This is a genomic window from Agromyces sp. C10, from assembly GCF_023217995.1.
Lineage (GTDB): Bacteria > Actinomycetota > Actinomycetes > Actinomycetales > Microbacteriaceae > Agromyces > Agromyces indicus.
Genome location: NZ_JALPSX010000001.1, coordinates 1 through 20057, shown reverse-complemented (window position 1 = coordinate 20057; position 20057 = coordinate 1). Strand labels below are relative to the sequence as shown.

Annotated in this window: 21 protein-coding genes; 8 read left to right on the top strand and 13 right to left on the bottom strand. The window is 73.2% G+C overall.

Annotation, left to right across the window (positions count from 1 at the left end):
• Nucleotides 1-11: 11 nt before the first annotated feature.
• The 5 genes from M1L56_RS00105 to M1L56_RS00085 are packed head-to-tail and all read right to left on the bottom strand — an operon-like array spanning nucleotide 12 to nucleotide 5628.
• On the bottom strand, nucleotides 12-1367 hold the full coding sequence (locus M1L56_RS00105) for a class I SAM-dependent methyltransferase (protein ID WP_248597634.1): 1356 nt from the start codon (nucleotides 1365-1367) through the stop codon (nucleotides 12-14).
• Nucleotides 1364-2743 (bottom strand): FAD-binding oxidoreductase, encoded by a 1380-nt coding sequence (locus M1L56_RS00100; protein ID WP_248597633.1) that lies wholly within the window; start codon nucleotides 2741-2743, stop codon nucleotides 1364-1366. The genes M1L56_RS00105 and M1L56_RS00100 overlap by 4 nt, the downstream gene beginning before the upstream one ends.
• A gap of 55 nt (nucleotides 2744-2798) precedes the next feature.
• Nucleotides 2799-3704, bottom strand: coding sequence for a potassium channel family protein (locus M1L56_RS00095; protein ID WP_248597632.1), 906 nt, complete (start codon nucleotides 3702-3704; stop codon nucleotides 2799-2801).
• Between the two features lie 30 nt (nucleotides 3705-3734).
• Nucleotides 3735-5075, bottom strand: a complete 1341-nt coding sequence (locus M1L56_RS00090) for a serine hydrolase (RefSeq protein ID WP_248597631.1) — start codon at nucleotides 5073-5075, stop codon at nucleotides 3735-3737.
• 34 nt (nucleotides 5076-5109) lie between these two features.
• The gene (locus M1L56_RS00085; RefSeq protein ID WP_248597630.1) at nucleotides 5110-5628 is read right to left on the bottom strand and encodes a bifunctional nuclease family protein; all 519 of its coding nucleotides are present in this window, start codon (nucleotides 5626-5628) and stop codon (nucleotides 5110-5112) included.
• Between the two features lie 160 nt (nucleotides 5629-5788).
• Here M1L56_RS00085 and M1L56_RS00080 point away from each other — a divergent pair, with 160 nt between their 5' ends.
• Nucleotides 5789-6508 (top strand): IclR family transcriptional regulator, encoded by a 720-nt coding sequence (locus tag M1L56_RS00080; RefSeq protein WP_248597629.1) that lies wholly within the window; start codon nucleotides 5789-5791, stop codon nucleotides 6506-6508.
• An 83-nt stretch (nucleotides 6509-6591) separates the two neighbouring features.
• Entirely contained in the window at nucleotides 6592-8982 is a 2391-nt protein-coding gene (locus M1L56_RS00075) for a glycoside hydrolase family 65 protein (protein ID WP_248597628.1), read from the top strand.
• 6 nt (nucleotides 8983-8988) lie between these two features.
• On the opposite strand, the gene M1L56_RS00070 is transcribed toward M1L56_RS00075, so the two are convergent.
• Nucleotides 8989-10902 (bottom strand): FAD-binding monooxygenase, encoded by a 1914-nt coding sequence (locus M1L56_RS00070; protein WP_248597627.1) that lies wholly within the window; start codon nucleotides 10900-10902, stop codon nucleotides 8989-8991.
• A 165-nt stretch (nucleotides 10903-11067) separates the two neighbouring features.
• Here M1L56_RS00070 and M1L56_RS00065 point away from each other — a divergent pair, with 165 nt between their 5' ends.
• The 3 genes from M1L56_RS00065 to M1L56_RS00055 are packed head-to-tail and all read left to right on the top strand — an operon-like array spanning nucleotide 11068 to nucleotide 12761.
• On the top strand, nucleotides 11068-11250 hold the full coding sequence (locus tag M1L56_RS00065) for a hypothetical protein (protein ID WP_067946072.1): 183 nt from the start codon (nucleotides 11068-11070) through the stop codon (nucleotides 11248-11250).
• A 38-nt stretch (nucleotides 11251-11288) separates the two neighbouring features.
• A complete protein-coding gene (locus tag M1L56_RS00060) occupies nucleotides 11289-11984 on the top strand; it encodes a YdeI family protein (protein WP_248597626.1) in 696 nt (231 codons plus the stop codon).
• A 27-nt stretch (nucleotides 11985-12011) separates the two neighbouring features.
• Nucleotides 12012-12761 (top strand): sulfite exporter TauE/SafE family protein, encoded by a 750-nt coding sequence (locus tag M1L56_RS00055; RefSeq protein ID WP_248597625.1) that lies wholly within the window; start codon nucleotides 12012-12014, stop codon nucleotides 12759-12761.
• Here M1L56_RS00055 and M1L56_RS00050 read toward each other — a convergent pair whose 3' ends face one another.
• Nucleotides 12762-13241, bottom strand: coding sequence for a YdeI/OmpD-associated family protein (locus M1L56_RS00050; protein WP_248597624.1), 480 nt, complete (start codon nucleotides 13239-13241; stop codon nucleotides 12762-12764).
• A 17-nt stretch (nucleotides 13242-13258) separates the two neighbouring features.
• Nucleotides 13259-14218: an agmatinase gene (gene speB, locus M1L56_RS00045; RefSeq protein ID WP_248597623.1), complete on the bottom strand. Its 960-nt coding sequence runs from the start codon at nucleotides 14216-14218 to the stop codon at nucleotides 13259-13261.
• Between the two features lie 190 nt (nucleotides 14219-14408).
• Between speB and M1L56_RS00040 the strand changes: the two genes are divergently transcribed.
• Entirely contained in the window at nucleotides 14409-15083 is a 675-nt protein-coding gene (locus M1L56_RS00040; protein ID WP_248597622.1) for a type 1 glutamine amidotransferase domain-containing protein, read from the top strand.
• Between the two features lie 9 nt (nucleotides 15084-15092).
• On the opposite strand, the gene M1L56_RS00035 is transcribed toward M1L56_RS00040, so the two are convergent.
• The 3 genes from M1L56_RS00035 to M1L56_RS00025 are packed head-to-tail and all read right to left on the bottom strand — an operon-like array spanning nucleotide 15093 to nucleotide 17665.
• Nucleotides 15093-15980: a LysR family transcriptional regulator gene (locus tag M1L56_RS00035; RefSeq protein ID WP_248597621.1), complete on the bottom strand. Its 888-nt coding sequence runs from the start codon at nucleotides 15978-15980 to the stop codon at nucleotides 15093-15095.
• 38 nt (nucleotides 15981-16018) lie between these two features.
• Complete coding sequence (locus M1L56_RS00030) at nucleotides 16019-16762, bottom strand: SUMF1/EgtB/PvdO family nonheme iron enzyme (protein ID WP_248597620.1); 744 nt, start codon at nucleotides 16760-16762, stop codon at nucleotides 16019-16021.
• A 9-nt stretch (nucleotides 16763-16771) separates the two neighbouring features.
• Nucleotides 16772-17665 carry a lytic transglycosylase domain-containing protein gene (locus M1L56_RS00025; RefSeq protein ID WP_248597619.1) on the bottom strand — a complete coding sequence of 298 codons (894 nt, stop codon included), beginning with the start codon at nucleotides 17663-17665 and terminating at the stop codon, nucleotides 16772-16774.
• 140 nt (nucleotides 17666-17805) lie between these two features.
• Between M1L56_RS00025 and M1L56_RS00020 the strand changes: the two genes are divergently transcribed.
• Nucleotides 17806-18354 carry a hypothetical protein gene (locus M1L56_RS00020; RefSeq protein ID WP_248597618.1) on the top strand — a complete coding sequence of 183 codons (549 nt, stop codon included), beginning with the start codon at nucleotides 17806-17808 and terminating at the stop codon, nucleotides 18352-18354.
• Here the strand turns inward: M1L56_RS00020 and M1L56_RS00015 are convergent.
• The gene (locus M1L56_RS00015) at nucleotides 18284-18847 is read right to left on the bottom strand and encodes a hypothetical protein (RefSeq protein ID WP_248597617.1); all 564 of its coding nucleotides are present in this window, start codon (nucleotides 18845-18847) and stop codon (nucleotides 18284-18286) included. The two genes, M1L56_RS00020 and M1L56_RS00015, sit on opposite strands and share 71 nt — an antisense overlap.
• 61 nt (nucleotides 18848-18908) lie before the next feature.
• Here M1L56_RS00015 and M1L56_RS00010 point away from each other — a divergent pair, with 61 nt between their 5' ends.
• Complete coding sequence (locus M1L56_RS00010; RefSeq protein WP_248597981.1) at nucleotides 18909-19508, top strand: TetR/AcrR family transcriptional regulator; 600 nt, start codon at nucleotides 18909-18911, stop codon at nucleotides 19506-19508.
• 25 nt (nucleotides 19509-19533) lie between these two features.
• On the opposite strand, the gene M1L56_RS00005 is transcribed toward M1L56_RS00010, so the two are convergent.
• On the bottom strand, nucleotides 19534-20010 hold the full coding sequence (locus M1L56_RS00005; protein ID WP_248597616.1) for a DNA alkylation repair protein: 477 nt from the start codon (nucleotides 20008-20010) through the stop codon (nucleotides 19534-19536).
• Nucleotides 20011-20057 lie beyond the last annotated feature (47 nt).

The window sequence follows — 20057 nt, the reverse complement described above, 5'->3', positions numbered from 1 at the left end:
TCTGCCGGTCGCTACGGCGTCCACCACGGCCGGAGCGGCAGGTCGCCGACACCCCCGTCGTCGTGGGGACGCACGGCCAGCACCTGGTGCAGCTGGATGCCGCCCTGCTCGAAGGCGAGCCGCGACCCGGCCATGTACAGTCCCCAGATCTTCGCGGTCGGCAGGCCCACGTCGGCGACGGCCTCGTCCCAGTGCGCCACCAGGTTCGCGCACCAGTCGCGCAGGGTCATCGCGTAGTGCGGGCGCAGGTTCTCCTCGTGCAGCACCTCGAAGCCGCCATCCTGCGCGGCGCTGATGATGCGGCCCGAGCCGGTGAGCTCGCCGTCGGGGAAGACGTAGCGGTCGATGAACCCGTGGGCGGCGGGGTCGGTGCGGTTCTCCGGGCGGGTGATGCAGTGGTTGAGCAGCATCCCTCCGGGGCGGAGGCGCGCGCGCAGGAACTCGAAGTAGGAGGGGTAGTTGCGCACGCCGATGTGCTCGAGCAGCCCGATCGAGGACACCGCGTCGAAGCCGGACTCCGCGACGTCGCGATAGTCGGCGAATCGCACCTCGGCGAGGTCGTCGAGGCCCTCGTCGGCGATCGCCCGTCGGGCCCACGCCGCCTGCTGCTCGGAGAGGGTGACGCCCACGGCCCGGACGCCGCGACGGGCGGCGTAGCGCACCATCCCGCCCCAGCCGCAGCCGACGTCCAGGAGCCGGTCGCCCGGTGACAGGCGCAGCTTGTCGAACACGAGCCGGTACTTGTTCTCCTGCGCCTCGTCGAGGGTGGCGTCCGGCCGCGGGTAGCACGCGCACGTGTACGTCATCGACGGGCCGAGCACCCACTCGTAGAAGGTGTTCGAGACGTCGTAGTGGTGGTGGATGGCCTCGGCGTCGCGTGCCTTGCTGTGCCGGAGCCCGGCGGCGGCGCGGCGCCAGCGGGGTCGCGCCTCCTGCGGCGGCGGCGCGATCGGCCGGAGGTGCCGCACCCCCACCGAACGCACGAGCTTCGCCATCATCGCCGGGGACGGCCGGGTGAACACGAGGTCGTCGGCGAGGGCCCGGAGCAGCTCGTAGGGGTCACCGGGGTGGACGCCGTGCGCCTCGAGGTCGCCGGCGATGTAGGCGCGGGCGAGCCCGAGGTCGCCGCGTCCGGTCGCGAGGTAGGTGGTGCCGCGCGGCGAGACGAGGTCGAGTCGGAACCGGGCGTCGGCCGGGCCGGCGGAACTGCCGTCGTAGGCGGTGAAGCGGATGGGCAGCCTGCCGCCCGCCAGGGTCTCGAGGATGCCGGCGAGCGTGAGCCGGCCGTCGTGCGCCGGCGCCGCGGCATCCGTCGCCGTCGCCCGGTCTCGCTGCGTCGTCGCCGCGTCGTCCTTGAACGAGGTCATCGTCGTTGCACCGCCTTCGCGTAGAGGTCGAGGAGCCGGGAGTCGGGGTCGTACCGTCGCTTCACCGCCCGGTAGGCGGTCCCGCCGTAGAGCCGGTCGAATTCGTCGGGCGGGTAGTAGGCGTCGGAGTAGAGGGACTTGTGCCCGTCGAGCGCGGCGACCTCGCGTTCGATGCGCCGGTTCGCCTCGCCCTCGGTCGCGCCGACCGGCACGGTCGACCAGAAGCCGACGTTGACGTAGGTGCGGCGCGGCTCCAGCGGGTACAGCGGCCAGCCGTCGTCGTCGCGCAGGCGAAGCGGGCACAGCCAGATCGGCGCGATGGGCACGTTCGCGAGGAACCAGTCGAGGAACTCGGCGGTGCGCTCGATCGGCACCTCGATGTCCTGGATCACGCGTTCGCGCGGCGGGCGACCCTTGAGCCGTTCGAGCCGGTTGCCGAGGTCGTAGCGGCGCTCGAGCCGCATGAGCGTCGCGTACGAGCGACTGCGGCGGTACCGCCGCGGCCAGACGCGGCGAACGAGCGGATGCTGCGCGCCGAACGCCGCCGAGCACCAGAACCAGTCGGCATCCCAGCGCCACAGGTAGTCGTGCGTCGTGAGGCGGTCGTGCGCGGCGCCCTCGTCGTGCCGGATGGAGCGGTAGTAGATGCGTTGCCCGGTGTAGTCGCTGAGGGGTCCGGATGCCGCGGTGCGGACGCCGAGGCAGAGGTACCCCTCGTCGGCGCCGAAGACCACGCCGTCGAGGTAGTCGACGGGCGCACCGTCGTGGCGGCCGGTCGCGACGATGGCGTCCATCGCCGCGACGAGTTCGGGCAGCGAGTGGAATCGGAGGTGGGTGAGCGCGACGAACGGCTCGACCGGCTCCAGCTCGATGCGGAGCCGCACGGCGTACCCGAGCGTTCCGTACGAGTTCGGGAACGCGCGGAACAGGTCGGCGTGCTCGTGCGGCGACGCGGTGACGAGTTCGCCGGCGCCGGTGAGGACGTCCAGGTCGAGGACGGATTCGTGCGGCAGCCCGTTGCGGAACGAGGTCGACTCGATGCCGAGTCCGGTCACCGCCCCGCCGAGCGTGATCGTCTTCAGCTGCGGCACCACGAGCGGCGCGAGCCCGTGCGGGAGGGTCGCGGCGACGAGGTCCTCGTACGTGCACATGCCCTGCACGTCGGCCGTGCGCGCATCGGGGTCGACCGCGATGACGCCCGTCAGGCCCGACGTGTCGAGCCCCGCGACATCCGTTCGCACGCGTGACCGGAACAGGTTCGACGTGCGCTTGGCGAGCCGGACCGGGGCCCCCGGCGGGATGGCCCGCGCGCTCCGCAGCAGGCGCTCGACACCCTCGGCGTGAGCGGCCCGAGCGTCGATCGCCGGAGCGGACACGTTCTCACGCTAATCCGACCCGTGCCGTGGCGCACCCGTCGGCGCGCGGTCGGCGTCAGTCGGACGCGCGCTCGGCCGACTCGTCGATCTCGACGGGTCGCTGGCGGTGCTGGCGGGCGTACTCGCGGAGGATCTCGTCGGTGCCCTCGACGCGCAGCGTGAAGCGGTTGCGGACGAGGTCGGCGAAGTCGTCGATCGCCTCCTCGAGCATCTGCCCGCTGTTGCGCACGGTGCGGTCGGAGGACCGCCGCGCCACGCGCGCGAGGTGCAGGCCGTACGGCAGCTGGGCGGCGAGCGAGGTCTCGGGCTCCTCCTCGGTGAAGTGGTAGGTCTCCGCGTTCTGCCAGAGGTCGACGCGGGCCTGCGCGAGCGCGACGGTGATCGAGTCGAGCACGCCGCTCGAGCTCGCCGACTCCATGTCGAGCAGGTGGCCCGACGTGCCGGCGCGTCCCATGAGCGCGAGGCGCAGGGCGAGGGCCCGCCGGCGGCCGAGGCCGGGGTAGAGCTCGAGGAACCACGCGACCGCCGCGGTGAGCAGCGCGAAGCCGATCAGGGCCTGCAGCGGGGAGAACACGCGGAGCCACGGCTCGATCGGGTAGACGTCGCCGAGCCCGAGGGTCGACATGCTGACCACGGAGAAGTAGAACGCCTCGACGATCGCCGGGTAGTCCTCGGGGCGGATGTCGCTGCCGTACGAGAACCCGTCCGGCACGAACGGCAGGTACACGAGCGACCAGCCGACGAGCTGGAGGGCCGCCCAGCTGCCGATCACCGCGACCGCAGCGAGCGGGCCCGCGAGGCTGCGGCCCCGCCGGCCCATCCGCGACGACAGGTTCCAGGTGGTGCTCGCCGCGAAGTGCGAGAGACGACCCCGGCCCGTGGGGTGCAGCAGCGTGTGGAAGACCTCGTTGAGCCCGAGCGCGATGAGGACGACGCCTGCAACCACCCAGAGCCACTCCACCCCGCCATCGTCCGTGGCGGGTCAGGCGCGTCAGCCGAGTGCCGCGATGGCCTCCTCGACCAGCGCGACGACCGACGGGTCGTCGTCGGCCTCGGGCGTGAAGCCGAGCCGCACGACGACGAGCTGCTCCGACGGAACGATGATCATCTTCTGCCCGTCGTGTCCGCTGGCGTAGTACGTGTCCTCGGGAAGCTCGGGCCAGCGCGCTTCACCGAACAGCACCTCGTTGCCCCGCCAGCTCGCGCCGAGCCCCGGATCGTCGGTCTCCTCCACCTCGTCGACCTCGAGGCTCTGCGCCATCCACCCCTCGGGCAGCATCCGCTCGCCGTTCCACTCGCCGCCCTGCAGCGCGAACTGCCCGATCGCGGCCCAGTCGCGCGGCGTCGCCCACAGGTACGACGAGCACACGGGCGTGCCCGCGGCATCCGGTTCGAGCACCGCCGAGGTGAGGCCGAGCGGCCCCAGCAGCACCTGCCGCGGCAGGTCGGCGCCGAGACCGGTGCGCTCGGCGAGCACCGAGCAGAGCAGGTTGGTGTTGCCGCTCGAGTACTGCTGCACGGTCCCGGGCTCGTGCGCGAGCGGTTGCCCGGCGACGTACTGCCCCATGTCGGGCTCGAGATAGAGCATGCGCGTGATGGGCGTGCCGAGGTCGTAGGTCTCGTCCCACTCCAGTCCGCTGGTCTGCCGCAGCAGCTGGTCGATCGTGATGTCGGCGCGTTCGTCGGTCCACTCCGGCCGGAGCCCGTCGTCGTCGAGCGCCACGACGCCCTGATCGACGAGCACGCCCGTGAGGAGGTTCGCGACGCTCTTCGACATCGACCAGCCGAGCTGCGGGGTGTCGGCGTCGAACCCGTCGGCGTAGCGCTCGGCGACGAGCTCGCCGTCCTTCACGATGACGACCGCGCGCGTGCCGAGCGCCGCCGCCACGTGGCCGGGCAGGTGGTCGCCGAACGCACGGGCGACGGCCTCGTCGAGGGCCGGGTCGGCGTCGGGCGCCGGCGCGTCGGTGAACGGGTTGGCACCGGGCTCGATGACGGATGCCGCGCCGAGCTCCGGCCGCTCGTCGGCCAGCGTGCACCCGAACCCCTCGGCGTACCAGGCGCGCTGCGTGGCGATGGCGCCCGGCAGGGCGCCCGTCGTCGGGTCGCCGGCGCCGTCGACCCGCAGGTACGGGACGAGCGGGTTCGACGGCAGGTCGGAGGCGGGGTCGTCGCGCCCCGCGAGCTCGGTCACGGCGCAGGCGTTGTGCGCGGCGTAGCCGGTGCCCGTGAGCAGGATCGGCTGCTGCCAGAGGGAGACGCCCGTGAAGGCGACGATCAGCACCAGGGCGAGGACGGCGACGACGGCGACCGTACGGCGGAGGATGCGCACGCTGGATCGTAACAGCGGGCGCGGGCGCCGCCCGTCAGCCCTGGAAGTCCTCCGGATCGACGTCGTCGAGGAACTTCTTGAACTCCTCGAGCTTCTCCTCGGCCGACTCCTCGGCCTCCTCGTCGTCGGATCGCGACTCGACCATCTCGGCGGGGATGCCGGCCTGCGCGAGCACCTCGTCGGCCACGAACAGCGGCGCGTCGGTGCGCGAGGCGAGCGCGACGGAGTCGGACGGCCTCGCGTCGATCACGTACGGACCGGTCGGGGTCATGATGGTGAGTTCGGCGTAGAACGTCCCGTCCTCGATCCGCGTGACGTCCACGCGCTCGATGTTCGATCCGACGGCCTCGAGCAGCAGCTTCATCAGGTCGTGGGAGAGCGGCCGCGGAGCCTGCTCGCCCTGCACCGCGATGAGGATCGAGGTGGCCTCCTGCGCGCCGATCCAGATCGGGAGCACGCGGCCGCGGCCCTCGTCCTCGCCGAGCGGCTTCAGCAGGATGATGTGCTGGCCGGACTGGTCGAGCGCGACCCCGAGGACCCGGACCTGGACCATGACGCCTCCCGTCGGACGATGGGCGTGGTCCTCCATCGTAGGCACAGGGCGCGGCCGCGGCACCCGAACGTCCTGCGCGCCGATGTTCTAAAGTCGAACGCAACGTTCGACTGCCGAGCGCTGTCGAGCCAGGTCCGCTCCCCCGATCCGAGGAGATCCGATGCCCGCCGTCGACGAGGGCAGCACCGCCGCCCCGCACTCGCAGACGCTCTCGCGCGGCGTCCGCATCCTCGAGATCCTCGCCGACGCACGCGAACCCCTCTCCATCGACGAGCTCGCCCAGCGCCTCGGCGTCCATCGCTCCGTCGCCTACCGGCTGCTGCGCACCCTGGAGCACCACCGCCTGACGGTCCGCGACCCGCGTGGGCGGATCGCGCTCGGCGCGCGACTCGCGGCGCTCGCCGCGGGCGTCGCGCACGACCTGCAGGCGGAGGCCCTGCCCGAGCTCACGAGCGCCGCGAACGAACTGGCCATGACCTGCTTCCTCGCCGTCCTCGACGCCGATGAGATCGTGACCCTCACGAGCGTCGAGCCCCGGCACGCGGTCGCGTCGGTCGCCCAGCGGCCGGGCACGCGGCATCCGATGGGCATCGGCGCGCCCGGCAAGGCGATCCTCGCCTCGCTGCCCCCGGGCGAGGCGCCCGAGCCGACGGATGCCGCACGGCGGGCCGAGCTCGACGAGGTCCGCCGGCGCGGCTGGGCGATCAGCCACGACGAGGTGATCCCCGGGGTGCGCTCGACCGCCGTCCCCCTCCGGCTCCCGAGCGGACAGCCGGCCGCGCTCGCGGTCGTCTACGTCTCCAGCCCCCACCCGGACGCCGAGATCGCCGAGCGGCTGACGGCCGCGTCGACGTCCATCCGGGAGGCGCTCGGGGGCTGACGGCGGTCGAGCAGAGCCGTGCGAGCGCTGGGCATCCGACGCGCCGCCGGGCTGCGGCGCGGCATCGCGACTAGGTTGTCGCCGTGAGCGACGACCGACATGATCCCGACCGCCGCCCCCTGCGCTTCGACGACGACCCGTGGGGCCTCGGCCTCCAGGGCGTCGACGCCGACCGACTGCCCCACCGGGAGTCGGTGTTCGCCCTGTCGAACGGCAGCATCGGCTGGCGCGGCGTCCTCGACGAGGGCGAGCCGGTGGGCATCGCCGGATGCTACGCGAACGGCGTCTTCGAGACGCATCCGATGCCGTACTCCGAGCCCGCCTACGGGTACCCCTCCGAAGGGCAGAGCATCGTCAACGTGCCCGACGGACAGCTGATCCGGCTCCTCGTCGACGGCGAGCCGTTCGACGTCCGGACCGGCGTGCTGGAACGCCACGAGCAGCGGCTCGACTTTCGCGCGGGCACGTTGCACCGCGAGGTCGACTGGGTCTCGCCCTCGGGGTCGCGGGTGCGCGTGAGGTCGACGCGCCTGGTCTCCTACGACCGCCCGTCGGTCGCGGCCGTCCGGTACTCGGTCGAGGCCGCGGACGCCGCGGTGGAGGTGACCGTGCAGTCGGAGCTCGTCGCGAACGTCCCGGTACCCGAGGGCACGCACCCGGACGAGCGCATCCAGCGGATGCTCGAGCGTCCACTCGCGCCTGTCGGCGACCACGTCCTCGGTACGGCCGCCACGCTCGTCCACCGGCTGCGCCGACGCCGCCTGCGCATCGCTGCCGCCATGGACCACCTCGTCGACGCACCCGGCGGGGCGTGCGTCGACACCGAGACGTCGCCGGACCTCGCCCGCACCACCGTCGGGGTCCGGCTGGGGCCGGGCGAACGGCTGCAGCTGGTGAAGGCCGTCGCCTACGAGTGGGCGGACGATGCCACCGCCGGCGGGCTGCGCGACCGGGCCGACTCCGAGGTGGCCGAAGCGCTCCGCGAAGGCTGGGACGCCCTCGCGGACGCGCAGCGCCGCCGCCTCGATCGGTTCTGGCACGCCGCCGACGTGGTCGTCGAGGGCGAGCCCCGGCTGCAACAGGCGGTGCGATTCGCGCTGTTCCAGGTGTTCCAGTCCGCGGTCCGCCTCGACGGGCGGTCGGTGCCGGGCAAGGGGCTCACGGGCGCGGGCTACCAGGGCCACACCTTCTGGGACCTCGAGGGGTTCGTGCTGCCGGTCCTCACCTCGACCCTCCCCGAGTCGGCCCGCGAGGCGCTGCGATGGCGGCATGCGACGCTCCACCTCGCGCGCGACCGCGCGCGGGAGCTGCACCTGGCCGGTGCGGCGTTCCCCTGGCGCACGCTGGACGGCACGGAGAGCTCGGGCTACTGGCCCGCGAGCACGATCGGGTGGCACGTGCAGGCGGCGATCGCCGCCGCGGTCATCCACTTCCACCGGGGCACGCGGGACGAGGCGTTCCTGCGCGAGTGCGGCGCGGAACTCCTCATCGAGACGGCACGGGTCTGGATGTCCCTCGCCCGTCGCGACGAGGACGGCGGCGTGCACTTCGACGGCGTGACGGGGCCCGACGAGTACAGCGCGATGGTCGACGACAACGCGTACACGAACCTCATGGCCGCGCAGAACCTGCGCGCCGCGGCATCCGCTGCTCGGAGCGTGCCGGACGTCGCCGAGCGGCTGGGCGCCGGCGCCGACGAGGTCGACGGATGGCGCGACGCCGCGGCCCGGATCGTCGTGCCGTACGACGAGCGCCGAGGCGTGCACCAGCAGGCCGCGGGGTTCACCGAGTACGCCCGCTGGGACTTCGAGGGCACCCCGGCCGAGCACTACCCGCTGCACGACCACTACCCGTACTTCTCGCTCTACCGGAGCCAGGTCGTCAAGCAGGCCGACCTCGTGCTCGCGCTGTACTTCGCGTACGACGCCTTCACGCCCGAGGAGACCGAGCGGGCCTTCCGCTACTCCGAGGCCATCACGGTGCGCGACTCGTCGCTGTCGGCCTGCATCCAGGCGGTCATCGCCGCGCAGGTCGGGCAGCTCGAACTCGCGGCCGACTACCTCGCGGAGGCCGCGACGCTCGACCTCGACGACGTGCAGGGCGATACCGAGGACGGCGTGCACCTCGCCTCGCTCGCCGGCATCTGGACGGCGCTCGTCGCGGGCTTCGGCGGGTTCCGCGACAGCGAGACCGAGGTGCGGTTCGCTCCGCGGCTGCCGCCGCAGCTCACGCGCCTCGCGTTCGGCATCCGGTTCTGCGGCCGGGTTCTCCGCGTCGACGCGTCGACGGATGCCACGACGTACACCCTCGTCGAGGGCGAACCCGTGACGGTGCGCCACTTCGACGAGGCGGTCGAGCTCGAGTCGCACCGGCCGACGACCTGCGCGACCCCGCCCCTGCCGGACCCGGGCCCGCGACCCACGCAGCCGAAGGGCCGCGCACCGCGACCCTTCGGCGAGGCATTCGGCCGATGACGGCCGTCAGGCGGTCGCGGGCTGGCGCTCGCCCGACCGGAGGATCGGCGCGAAGAACGCCGCCAGCTCGGCCGTCGCGGTGAGCGGAAGCACGTGCGACACGTACTGGTCGGGTCGCACCACGACGATCGCCCCGGCGCGGTCGATGCCGCGCACCTCGAAGATGTCGTCGGCGGGGTCGGCCGCGTACACCTTCTCGTAGTCGACGAGGCCGAACGGGCCGACGTGCGGCAGGAACACCGACGGCACGCTGCCGAGGTCGACCTCGGTGTGCGGCTGCTGGGTGACGAGCTTCACGTCGAACCACGCGTCGCGGTCGAGGCCCTCGGGCGTCGCGGCGAGGGGCGACTCGGGCGAGGAGGCGAGCCAGTCCGCGAGCTCCGCGGCCGCCGACCCGCCGCCGACGGGGGCGGCGTCGGCGAAGACGTAGATTCGCCAGCGCCCGTCGGCCGTGGCGTGGTGGCCGAGGTGGACGGGGTTGCCGTCGCACACGCGCGTCACGGGCGCCGACTTGAACCGCTTGCCCACGGGGAACCCGGTCGCGAGGTCCTGGTGGGCGGCCTCGCCGACGATGAGCGACGGCGTGTACTGGGTCATGAAGCCCGCGGGGAACTCGTGGGTCTGCACGTAGAAGTCCTCGAGCTCGGAGGGACTCGCGAACTCCTCGGGCTTCTTCGCCATCATCGTCGACCACTGCTTGTCGAAGTCGATGAGGTTCTGCGCGACGACCTGGCGCTCGGCCGAGTACGTCGCGAGCAGGCTCTCGGGGCTGCGGCCCTCGAGCACGTGGCCGAGCTTCCACGCGAGGTTCCAGCCGTCCTGCATGGACACGTTCATGCCCTGGCCGGCCTTCGCGCTGTGCGTGTGGCAGGCGTCGCCGGCGATGAACACGCGCGGGGTGCGGGTGCCCGCGGCATCCGTCGGCACGTCGTCGAACCGATCGGTGAGCCGGTGGCCCACCTCGTAGACGCTGTGCCACGCCACGTTCTTCACGTCGAGCGTGTACGGGTGCAGGATCGCGTTGGCCTTGGCGATGACCTGGTCGAGCGTGGTCTGGCGCACCCTGCCGGCGTCGTCGGGCGCCACCTCGCCGAGGTCGACGTACATGCGGAACAGGTGCCCGCCCTCGCGCGGGATGAGCAGGATGTTGCCCGCCTCGGACTGGATCGAGCACTTGGTGCGGATGTCGGGGAAGTCGGTCACGGCGAGGGCGTCCATGACGCCCCAGGCGTGGTTGGCCTTGTCGCCCTTCATGGTGCAACCGATCGCGGCGCGCACCCGGCTGTGGGCGCCGTCCGCACCGAGCACGTACTTGGCCCGGACGACGCGCTGCTGCCCCTCGCGCTCGCCCGAGGTGTACGCGAGGGTGACCGCCACCGGGTACTCGGCGCCCTCGGACTCGTCGGCGATCTCGAGCCCGACGAACTCGTAGCCGTAGTCGGGCACCGATCGGGTGGGACCGTTCGCGGCGACTTCGGCGAAGTAGTCGAGCACACGGGCCTGGTTGACGATGAGGTGCGGGAACTCGCTGATGCCGGTCGGGTCGTCGGCCGGACGCGCGGTGCGGACGATCTTCGACGGGTCGGCGGGGTCGGGCTTCCAGAAGCACATCTCGGTGATCCGGTAGGCCTCGGCGATGATGCGCTCGGCGAACCCGAAGGCCTGGAAGGTCTCGACGCTGCGCGCCTGGATGCCGTCGGCCTGCCCGATCGCGAGTCGCCCGGGACGGCGCTCGACCATGCGGGTCACGACGTTCGGGAACTGCGCGAGCTGCGCGGCGGCGATCATGCCCGCCGGGCCGGAGCCGACGATGAGCACGTCGACCTCGTCGGGCAGCTCGGCGGGGCGGTCGAGGCCGACTCCCGCGGCGGGCTTCACCCGGGGGTCGCCCGAGACGTATCCGTGGTGGTGGAACTGCACGGGTGCTCCTTCACATCGTTGTGGTCGCTGCGCTTCGCGGGGTGTTCGATAATCGAACGCACCATTCACATATCGCTCAGTCGATGGTAAACGGATGTCGCGACCTCGGCAACCTGCGAGAATCGGAAGTCCAGCCCAGCCGCCTCTCGACCGAAGGACCACGCGATGACGCTGTACCGCCCGAGCTCCCCCGAACGGCAGGACCAGCAGCCGCGGGGCCACGAGTCGAAGGTCTCCCTCTTCGGCGCCGCGCTCATGCTCGGCATCGCCCTCGTCGTCATCGGCACCGGCGCCATCCTGAGCTTCGCCGCGGTCGCGCTCGGCGGAACGGCGCTCGAGCTGCCCTGAGCCCGACGACCGTCGGTGGCGGGTGGCAGACTCGCCCCATGGGCGGGAACGCGACGATCGGCACGCCGGGCGGCACGCCCGAGCGCCCGGCGGTGTTCTTCTCGGGGCCGGAGGAATTCCGCGCCTGGCTCGAGGCGAACCACAAGACCGAGACCGAGCTCTGGATGGGGCTCTACAAGAAGCACGTGCCCGACCGCGGCCTGACCTGGGAGCAGGCGGTGCCCGAGGCGCTGTGCTTCGGGTGGATCGACTCCGTCTCCCAGCGCATCGACGACGACGCCCGCCGCCAGCGCTGGACCCCGCGCAAGCCGGCGAGCATCTGGTCGGCCGTGAACATCGCGCTCGTCGAGCAGCTGACGGCCGAGGGCCGCATGCGACCGGCCGGCATCGCCGCGTTCGAGCGTCGCCGCGACGACCGGTCCGCCGTCTACTCCCACGAGAACCCCGAGCAGGCCCTCCCGCCCGAGTACGCCTCACGGCTCGAAGCGGATGCCGCGGCATCCGCCTTCTGGGAGGCCGCGACCCCGACCTACCGGCGCCAGGCCGTGCACTGGGTGCTGAGCGCCAAGCAGGAGGCGACCCGCGAACGCCGCCTCGCCCAGCTCATCGACGACAGCGCCGCCGGCCGACTCGCGCCGCCGTTCCGCTTCGGCGAGACCCCGAAGTGGGCGGTGCGAGCGGCCGAGGCGGCGCGGGCCGCGGGCGGCCCTGCCGCGTCATCCGACGGCAGCTGACCCCGCCGCCGTGCGAAGGTGGGCTCCGTGCCCGACTTCACCGCGCTCGACTGGCTGCTCCTCGCGATCGCCGCGTGCGCCGTCGGCCTCTCGAAGAGCGGCGTCCCGGCGTTCGGCCCGGTGCCCACGGCGCTGTTCGCCACCGTGCTGCCGGCGCGGGCGTCGACCGGCGCGGTGCTCGGCCTGCTCCTCGTCGGCGACCTCATCGCCGTGCGCATGTACCACGCGCACGCCGACTGGCGGATCCTCCGCCGACTCGTCCCGTCCGTCCTCGTGGGCGTGCTGCTCGGCGTGGTCGTGCTGTGGTACGCCGACGACACCGCGGTCCGCCACATCATCGGCGCGATCCTCCTGCTGCTCGTGGCGCTCAGCCTCGTGCTCATGGCGCGCCGCCGCCGCGGCGACGGGGAGCTGCGACCCGTCCCGCCCGGGCTCGCCCATGTCTTCGGCCCCTTGGGCGGCCTGACCACCATGGTCGCCAACGCCGCAGGTCCGGTGATGTCCCTCTACTTCGTCACCTCGCGGCTGCCCGTGCAGGCCGTCCTCGGCACGGCGGCCTGGTTCTTCCTCGTCGTCAACGCCGTCAAGGTGCCGTTCTCGATCGGGCTCGGGCTCATGACCGCCGAATCGCTCGTGCTCGACCTGGTGCTCGTGCCCGCGCTCGTCGTGGGCGCGCTGCTCGGATGGCGTCTCGCGCGGCGCATCCCGGCCGCGTGGTTCGAGCGGATCGTGCTCGTGCTCACGTTCGCCTCGGGCGTGTACCTGCTGGTCGCCTGATCAGCCGCGGCCGGCGAGCTCGTCGACGAGGGCCGCGATCCGCCGGGCGCGGGTCTCGGGGCGGGCGGCCGACTCGACCGGGTACAGCCGCCGTCGTCGGTCCGCGGGCGGCAGCCCCTCCCACCGTTGGAGCACGCCCGCGTCGGCGAGGCGTTCGGCGACGTCCTCCGGCAGCAGCACGTCCTCCTCGTGCGCGGGCCGGAGGCGGCACTCGACCACCGCGCCGGCGTCGACCCCGATGCGGCGCAGCAACGAGCGACCGGCCCACAGGAAGGGTCCGTCGACGACGGGCGCCCTGGTGATGGCGAGGTTGACGTCGGCGCCGTCGATGGTGCCCTCGACGCGGCGGGTGCCCGCCTCGCGCGCGGCGTCGGCGAGCGCCTCGGGGATCCGGATCACCGTGTACGTGCTGCGTCCCCACCGCACGGGCTCGATGAGGGCCTCGAAGGCCGACTCCTCACGCGGCATCCGATCGCGCATGGCGGCATTCCTTCCCGTCAGTCATGCCGAGCGCTGAGGCCCATCAGCGTCAGCAGTTCCCACGCGGTGTGCGCGGCGGCGAGGCCCGTGATCCCGGCGTGGTCGTACGCCGGCGCGACCTCGACCACGTCGCCGCCGACGATGGGCAGGCCCGCGAGACCGCGGAGCACGGCGAACAGTTCGCGCGTGGTGATGCCCGCGACCTCGGGCGTGCCCGTGCCGGGCGCGTGCGACGGGTCGAGCACGTCGATGTCGATCGACACGTAGACCGGGCCGGAGCCGACCCGCCGGCGGACCTGCTCTGCGATCTCCTCCATGGGGCGCCGCTGGAACTCGTCGCTGCGGATGAGCTCGAAGCCCGCCCGCCGGTCGTCGTCGAACTCGTCCGGCCCGTAGACGCCGCTGCGGATGCCGACGTGCTGGCAGTGCTCGAGGTCGAGCAGGCCCTCCTCGGCCGCGCGACGGAAGGGCGAGCCGTGCCAGAGGCTCGCGCCGTGCAGCACGTCCCACGTGTCGAGGTGCGCATCGAAGTGGATGACGGCGAGCGGGCCGTGCGCCGCGGCCGCCGCCCGGAGCAGCGGCAGCGCGACCGTGTGGTCGCCGCCGAGCGCGAGCACCTTCGTGCCCTGCCGCACGAGCCGGGACGCCTCGGCGTGGATGCGCTCGACCGCCTGCGCGAGGTCGTACGGCCCGACCGCGACGTCGCCCGCGTCGACGACCTGCTGGTCGCGGAACGGGTACGTCTCGTGGACCTGGTGGTACGGGTGCAGCTGGCGCGAATGCTCCCGGATGTGCGCCGGACCGAACCGGGCGCCGGGCCGGAAGCTCGTGCCCGAGTCGAGCGGGATCCCGAGCACGGCCAGGTCGGCGTGCTCCACCTCGTCCAGGCGCGGCAGCAGCGCGAACGTCGCGATGCCCGCGTACCTCGGCATGGCCGGGTCGTTCCGTTGGCCGATGATCCCTCGCTCCTCGGTCACCGCGTCGCCTCCTCGCGTCGTCGGGCGGCCGGTCCGCCGCGTCGCGGGCCGCCCCCGGCATCGTGCCATACCCCGCCCCGGCGATCGGAATCCCGATGGCGGGCATCGCCCGACCGGTTGGTTCCGGATGGCGCCGCCTCCGTACCGTCGACTCGTCCATCGAGAACGACGCAACCGAGGAGATCCACCGATGACCGAGAAGCGAGTGCTGCTGGTGCTGACGAGCCACAACGACCTGGGCGGCCTCCGCCCGACCGGGTACCACGCCGGCGAGGCGGCCCACCCCTGGCAGGAGTTCACGACGGCCGGCTTCCGCGTCGACCTCGCCTCGATCGCGGGCGGCGTGCCCCCGCAGGTCGGCCGCGACGAGACGGATGCCGCGCAGAACGCGTTCTTCGCCGACCCGTCGATCGCCGCGCAGCTGGCCGACACCCCGAAGCTGGCCGACGTCGACGCGTCTCGCTACGACGCCGTGCTCTTCGTCGGCGGCCACGGCACCATGTGGGACTTCCCGGACGACCCGGCCGTGAACGCCGTCGGCCGCGCCGTGTACGAGCAGGGCGGCGTCGTCGCGGCGGTGTGCCACGGCCCGTCCGCGCTCGTGGGCATCACGCTCGCCGACGGCACGCCGCTCGTGTCGGGCAGGCGCGTGGCGGTGTTCACGAACGCCGAGGAGGCCGCGGTCGAGCTCACCGACGTGGTGCCGTTCCTCCTCGCGGACGCCCTCGAGGCGAAGGGCGCGACGCACGTGCCCGGTCCGGACTTCACCGAGCAGGTCGTGGTCGACGGTCGGCTCGTCACCGGCCAGAACCCCCAGTCGGCGACGCGCGTCGGCCGCGAGGTCGTGGCGCTCCTGTCGGCCTGACCGGCCGGTTCAGGCGCGCAGCAGCGCGTGCAGTCGCTCGGCCGCGGCATCCGTCGCGGGGTTCGCGCCCGGCCGCGAGCGGCGCCGGGCGAGGTACACGGTGTTGAGCGGCGGGTCGGCCGGGTCGACGGGATCGACCAGCCGGCCCGCCGCCAGGTACGGCTCGGCGAGGTAGGTCGGCAGCACGGTCATCCCGACGCCGTCGGCCGCGAGGCCCGCGAGCACTCGCAGGTCGGGCACGATCGCGACCGCGCGGAGTCCGGCGGGCCGCCGACCGAAGACCGACCGCCAGTAGCGGCGGATGATCGGCAACTGGTCGCCGTACGCCACGACGGGCACCGAATCGGAGTCGCGGCGGAACGCGTCGAGCAGCGCCGGCGCGACGACGAGCACGAACTGCTCGTCCACGATCGGCGCGAACTCGATCCCGCGCATGCGCGGCTGCGTCGTGCTCACGACGAGGTCGAGCTCGGATGCCTCGAGGCCGGCCAGGAGCTCGGGCGTCTCGCCGAACCGCACCCGCACGTCGAGGTCGGTGCCGGCCCACTCGCGCAGCCGCGGCAGCACGACCGTGGAGAGGAACTCCGCCGGGCCGCCCAGGAACACCGTGTGCTCGGTCGCGCCGGCACCCGTCGCCTCCGCGACCGCGTCGACCGCGGCGTCCATCGCCCCGCCGATGCGGGCGAGGAGGGCCCGGCCGCGGCTCGTCGGCGTGACGCCCCGCGACGTCCGATCGAAGACGCGGTACCCCAGCTCGCGCTCGAGCGCCTGCAGCTGCGCCGAGACCGTCGACTGGGTGAGGCCGAGCTCGTCGGCCCCGCCGGTGACCGAGCCGGCGCGGGCCACGGCGACGAACGCGGCGAGCGCGTCGAGCGACGTCCTCCTCGTGGGCGGCATGTCGTGATCCTACGACCGGGCGGGCCGCGTGGCCCGGCTCAGCGCCGCGGCGTCCAGCCGAACGGCAGCGGGCCGTCCACGGCGGCGCGCTCGAGGTCCGCCTGCGCGGACCAGCCCTGCGCGGCATCCGTCGTCTCGAAGCCGCCGCGAGCCACCCGGAAGCCGACGTCCTCGTGGTGCATGCGCGGTGCGCCGCCGCGCCGCGTCGAGGCGCGCACGCTCCACGCGTCGTCGGCGAACCCGCCGCCGCGGAACACCCGGTAGTCGTCGTACCTGGCCGGGTCGAGCAGGTCCCAGCACCACTCCCACACGTTGCCGAGCGTGTCGAAGAGGCCGTTGAGGTTCGGCAGCTTGCCGCCGACCTCCTGCGGCGCGCTCACGCCGTCGGCGCTCGTCCACGCGATCTCCGGCAGCGGGCCGTAGTGCGGACCCGTCGAGCCCGCGCGGCACGCGAACTCCCATTCCGCCTCGGTCGGCAGCCGGTACCCGTCGGCGTCGACGTGCCAGGCGACCTCCTCGCCGTCGAACGTGTACGCCGGGTCGAGGCCCTCCCACTCCGATGCGGCGTTGCAGAAGCGGATGGCGCGCAGCCAGCTCACCCCGGTCGCCGGTCGCCGCGGGTGCGAGGCCGTCTCGCCGATCATCTCCGCGAGCTGCTCCTGCGTCACCGGGTAGACGCCGATCTCGAACGGCTCGAGGTCGACGCTCCAGCGCACCTTGCGGCGTGCGTCGTGCAGGGCGACGGTGCCGCCGGCGATGCGGGCCAGCTCGATGTCGGACACCGGCCGGGCCTAGCCGACCGCGGCCGCGTACTCGTTCGCCACGCGGGCGACGGCGTCGACGTAGTCGCCGTCGCGGTTGTACGAGAAGATCGCGGCGCGCCAGCCCTCGAGGCTCCGCATCGACCCGGATGCGCACAGGTACCGCGCCGTGGTCTCGGCCGCGTCGTCGATCTGGTGCGGGTCGGCGACCCCGTCGCCGTCGGCGTCGCTCGCCCATTGCGCCCAGGTCGACGGGATGAACTGCATCGGCCCGACCGCCCGGTCCCACGTGGTGTCGCCGTCGAGTCGTCCGCCGTCGGTGTCGGTGATCGTGGCGACGCCGTTGCCGTCGAGCGCCCGCCCGATGATCTCGGGCAGCGCCCGGCCCCGGTCGTCGAGGCTCGCCCCTCCGTGACGGCCGTGGTTCGACTCGATCGCGCCGATCGCCGCGATCGTCGCCCAGTCCACGCCGCACTCCGCGTCCTCACGCGCAACCACGCCGTGGGCCTGCGCGTAGGCGGCGAGGGCGCGCTGCGGGATGCCGGTCGCCTCCGCGGTCCGCGCCGTCCAGTCCGGGTCGATGGGCCCGGTCTCCGAACCCGACACGGCGGGCGGGCCGGTGAGGCCGTCGACGGTGTTCTCCGACTGCGCGTCCGCCTCCGCGGCGTCCTCCGGCTCGGCCGTCGCCGCCATGGGCGGCAGCGCGACGCGGGGCACGTGCGCCTGCGTCGACACGGTGCCGGCCGGGTTGCTGCCGAGCCCGAGCACGCCGGGGAGCATGACCGCCGCGACGAGCAGCGCGATCACGCCGACGACGAGCCCGACGTAGCCGGCGGCCTGGCCCGCGATCTGCCACCTGGTCGCGCGGCGGCCGGGATGGCGCTCGCCGAAGCCGTCGGCGAAGGAATCGTCATCCCAGGACATCGCTCGGTCGCTCCCGGTTCGGCACGGGTTCCGAGGGTCGGCATCGGTCGCGCCGATCCTCGACGGGATGCGGGGGCACCCCGATGTTTCAGGCTACCCCCGCTCGGCGGGCGGTGCACCGGGTCGCCCCCGGACGTGGGGTGGCCGGCCCCGCCGACCTCGCCACCGCCGCGCCGCCCGCGACCGGCGCGGAGCGGTTCGCCGACGAGCGCGAACAGGGCGGCATCGCGTACGCGTCGAGCAAGCTCGCCCTCGTGACGCTCTCGAACCCGTGGGCGGCGCAGCTGGCCGCCGACGGTCGGCGACTCAACACCTACGACCCCGGGCTTGTCGCCGGCACGGGCCTCGGCCGCGACATGCCCGGTTACATGTTCTGGGTGTGGCGACGGCTCATGCCCGCCATGAGCCTGCTGCCCGGAGCGACGACGCCGAACATCACGAGCCGGCACGCGATCGAGCTCGCCCTCGGCGACGCGCACCGCGACCTGCACGGCGGGTACGTGGAGATCGGCCGCGTCACGCAGGCGGCGCCACGCGCATCGGGTCGCGGCGGGACGAGCTGTGGTCCTGGCTCGAGCAGGCGACGGCGCCGTTCGTGCCGGCGTGGGCGGACCCCGCTCAGGGCGCGGTCGCGCGCGAGACCGGCACGGATGCCGCCGGCCCGGGCTTCGGCCAGATGGTGTAGCTGACCGCCCAGATCAGCTCGATGGCGAGGATGATGCCGAGGATGCGATAGGTCCCGACGAGCGCCTCGAGGTCGGCCCCCTCGGCCGCCACGAGCGTGAGCAGCCAGAGCACGCCGGCGGCGATCCCGAGTGCCAGGGCGGTTCGCGGCACATCCCGCCAGCATGCGGCCGCGTAGTCACGTCCGTGGAGCTTCACGGGCGCCGGGCCGTCGGCGAAGCGGTGGGCGAATCGCACGTCGGCCCAGCGGATCATCCGATGCCCGTACGCGACCGAGAACCCGAGGTAGATGGCCGCGAGCGCATGGGCGAACGTCGCGTCACCGCCGCCGCGGAGGTCGATGCCCGCCGCGACGAGGAGGATCAGGTCGACGACGGGGGTCATGGCCAGGAGCATGACGCCGAGCCGCGGCCGGGCCAGCAGGTACCGCGCGACGAGGCCGAGGATGATCAGGACCCAGAAGCCGATCTCGCAGGCCACGATGATGCCGAGGATCACGGTTCGTCCTTTCGGGAGGGTGAGCGATTCAAATTAGCACGACCGTGCTAATTTGAATGACGTGCCCCGTCGCATTGATCTCGACCGTCGCCGCGCCGAACTCGCCGAAGCCGTGTGGGCGACGATCCGGCAGCGCGGCATCGGCGCGGTGTCCGTCCGCACCGTTGCCGCCGAGGCCGGCGTGGCTGTCGGTTCGCTGCGCCACGTCTTCCCCACCCGCTCGGAACTGCTCCGGTTCTCGGCCGACCTGATGGCCCGCCGCGCGACCGAACGCATCATCGCGACGGAACTGACCGGTGATCCCGAGGCCGACGCGCTCGCCCTCCTCAGGCACCTGCTCCCGCTCGAGGCCGACAGCCGGGCGGAACTCGACGTCAACCTCGCCCTGATCGCCGAGGCGCCGGCCCTGCCGGAACTGGTCCCCATCCGCGACCGCACCCACGCCGAGATCCAGACGATGTGCGAGCGCGTGATCGAGCTGCTCGCGCCGGGGCTCCCGGCGACTTCCCTCACTCGGGAGGCCGCGCGCCTCTTCGCCCTGATCGACGGTCTCGCCCTTCACCTGCTCGGCCAGGCGGCGGAATCGGATCCGGGCTGGGCCGTCGAGATCCTCCGCGACGAGATCGCCCGCATCCGGGAGCTGGACGCAACGCCCCGATAGCGTGGCGGCCCGACCGCTCACGCGGTCACTGCATCGCGGCCGCCCGCCGCAGCTGCGGATCGTCCGCTTCGGCCCATCGGTCGATGATCCGCCGCGCGCGGTCGGCGTCGGCGCCTGACATCCGCTCGACCAGGGCCTTCACGACATCACGAGCGAGCGGGTCGACGAGCTGGTCGACGCGCGCGTCGCGGAGGAAGCCCTCGAGCCGGGTCAGGTCGCCGGCCCGGAGCAGATCGACGTTCGACTGCAGCAGCACCACGGCGGCGAGCCGGCGCTCGTAGACCGGCTCCGACCAGAGCTCCGAGGCGAGCGCGGTGACCTCGTCGTGCGTCATCCCCCGATGCCGCCGCAGGGCGTTGCGCACCGTGCCCCGCACCGCACCGACCGAGGCGCCGGTGAACCGCAGGCCGGCGCCGATGCGCCGCGCCGCCTCCTCGGCACGCTCGTCCGAGCCTTCGGCCTCCAGCGTGCGGTCGATGAACTCGGCGGCCGGGGTGGGCATGCGTCGATCCTGCGGCATGGTGATGGCGAGCGGATGCCGCGGCTAGG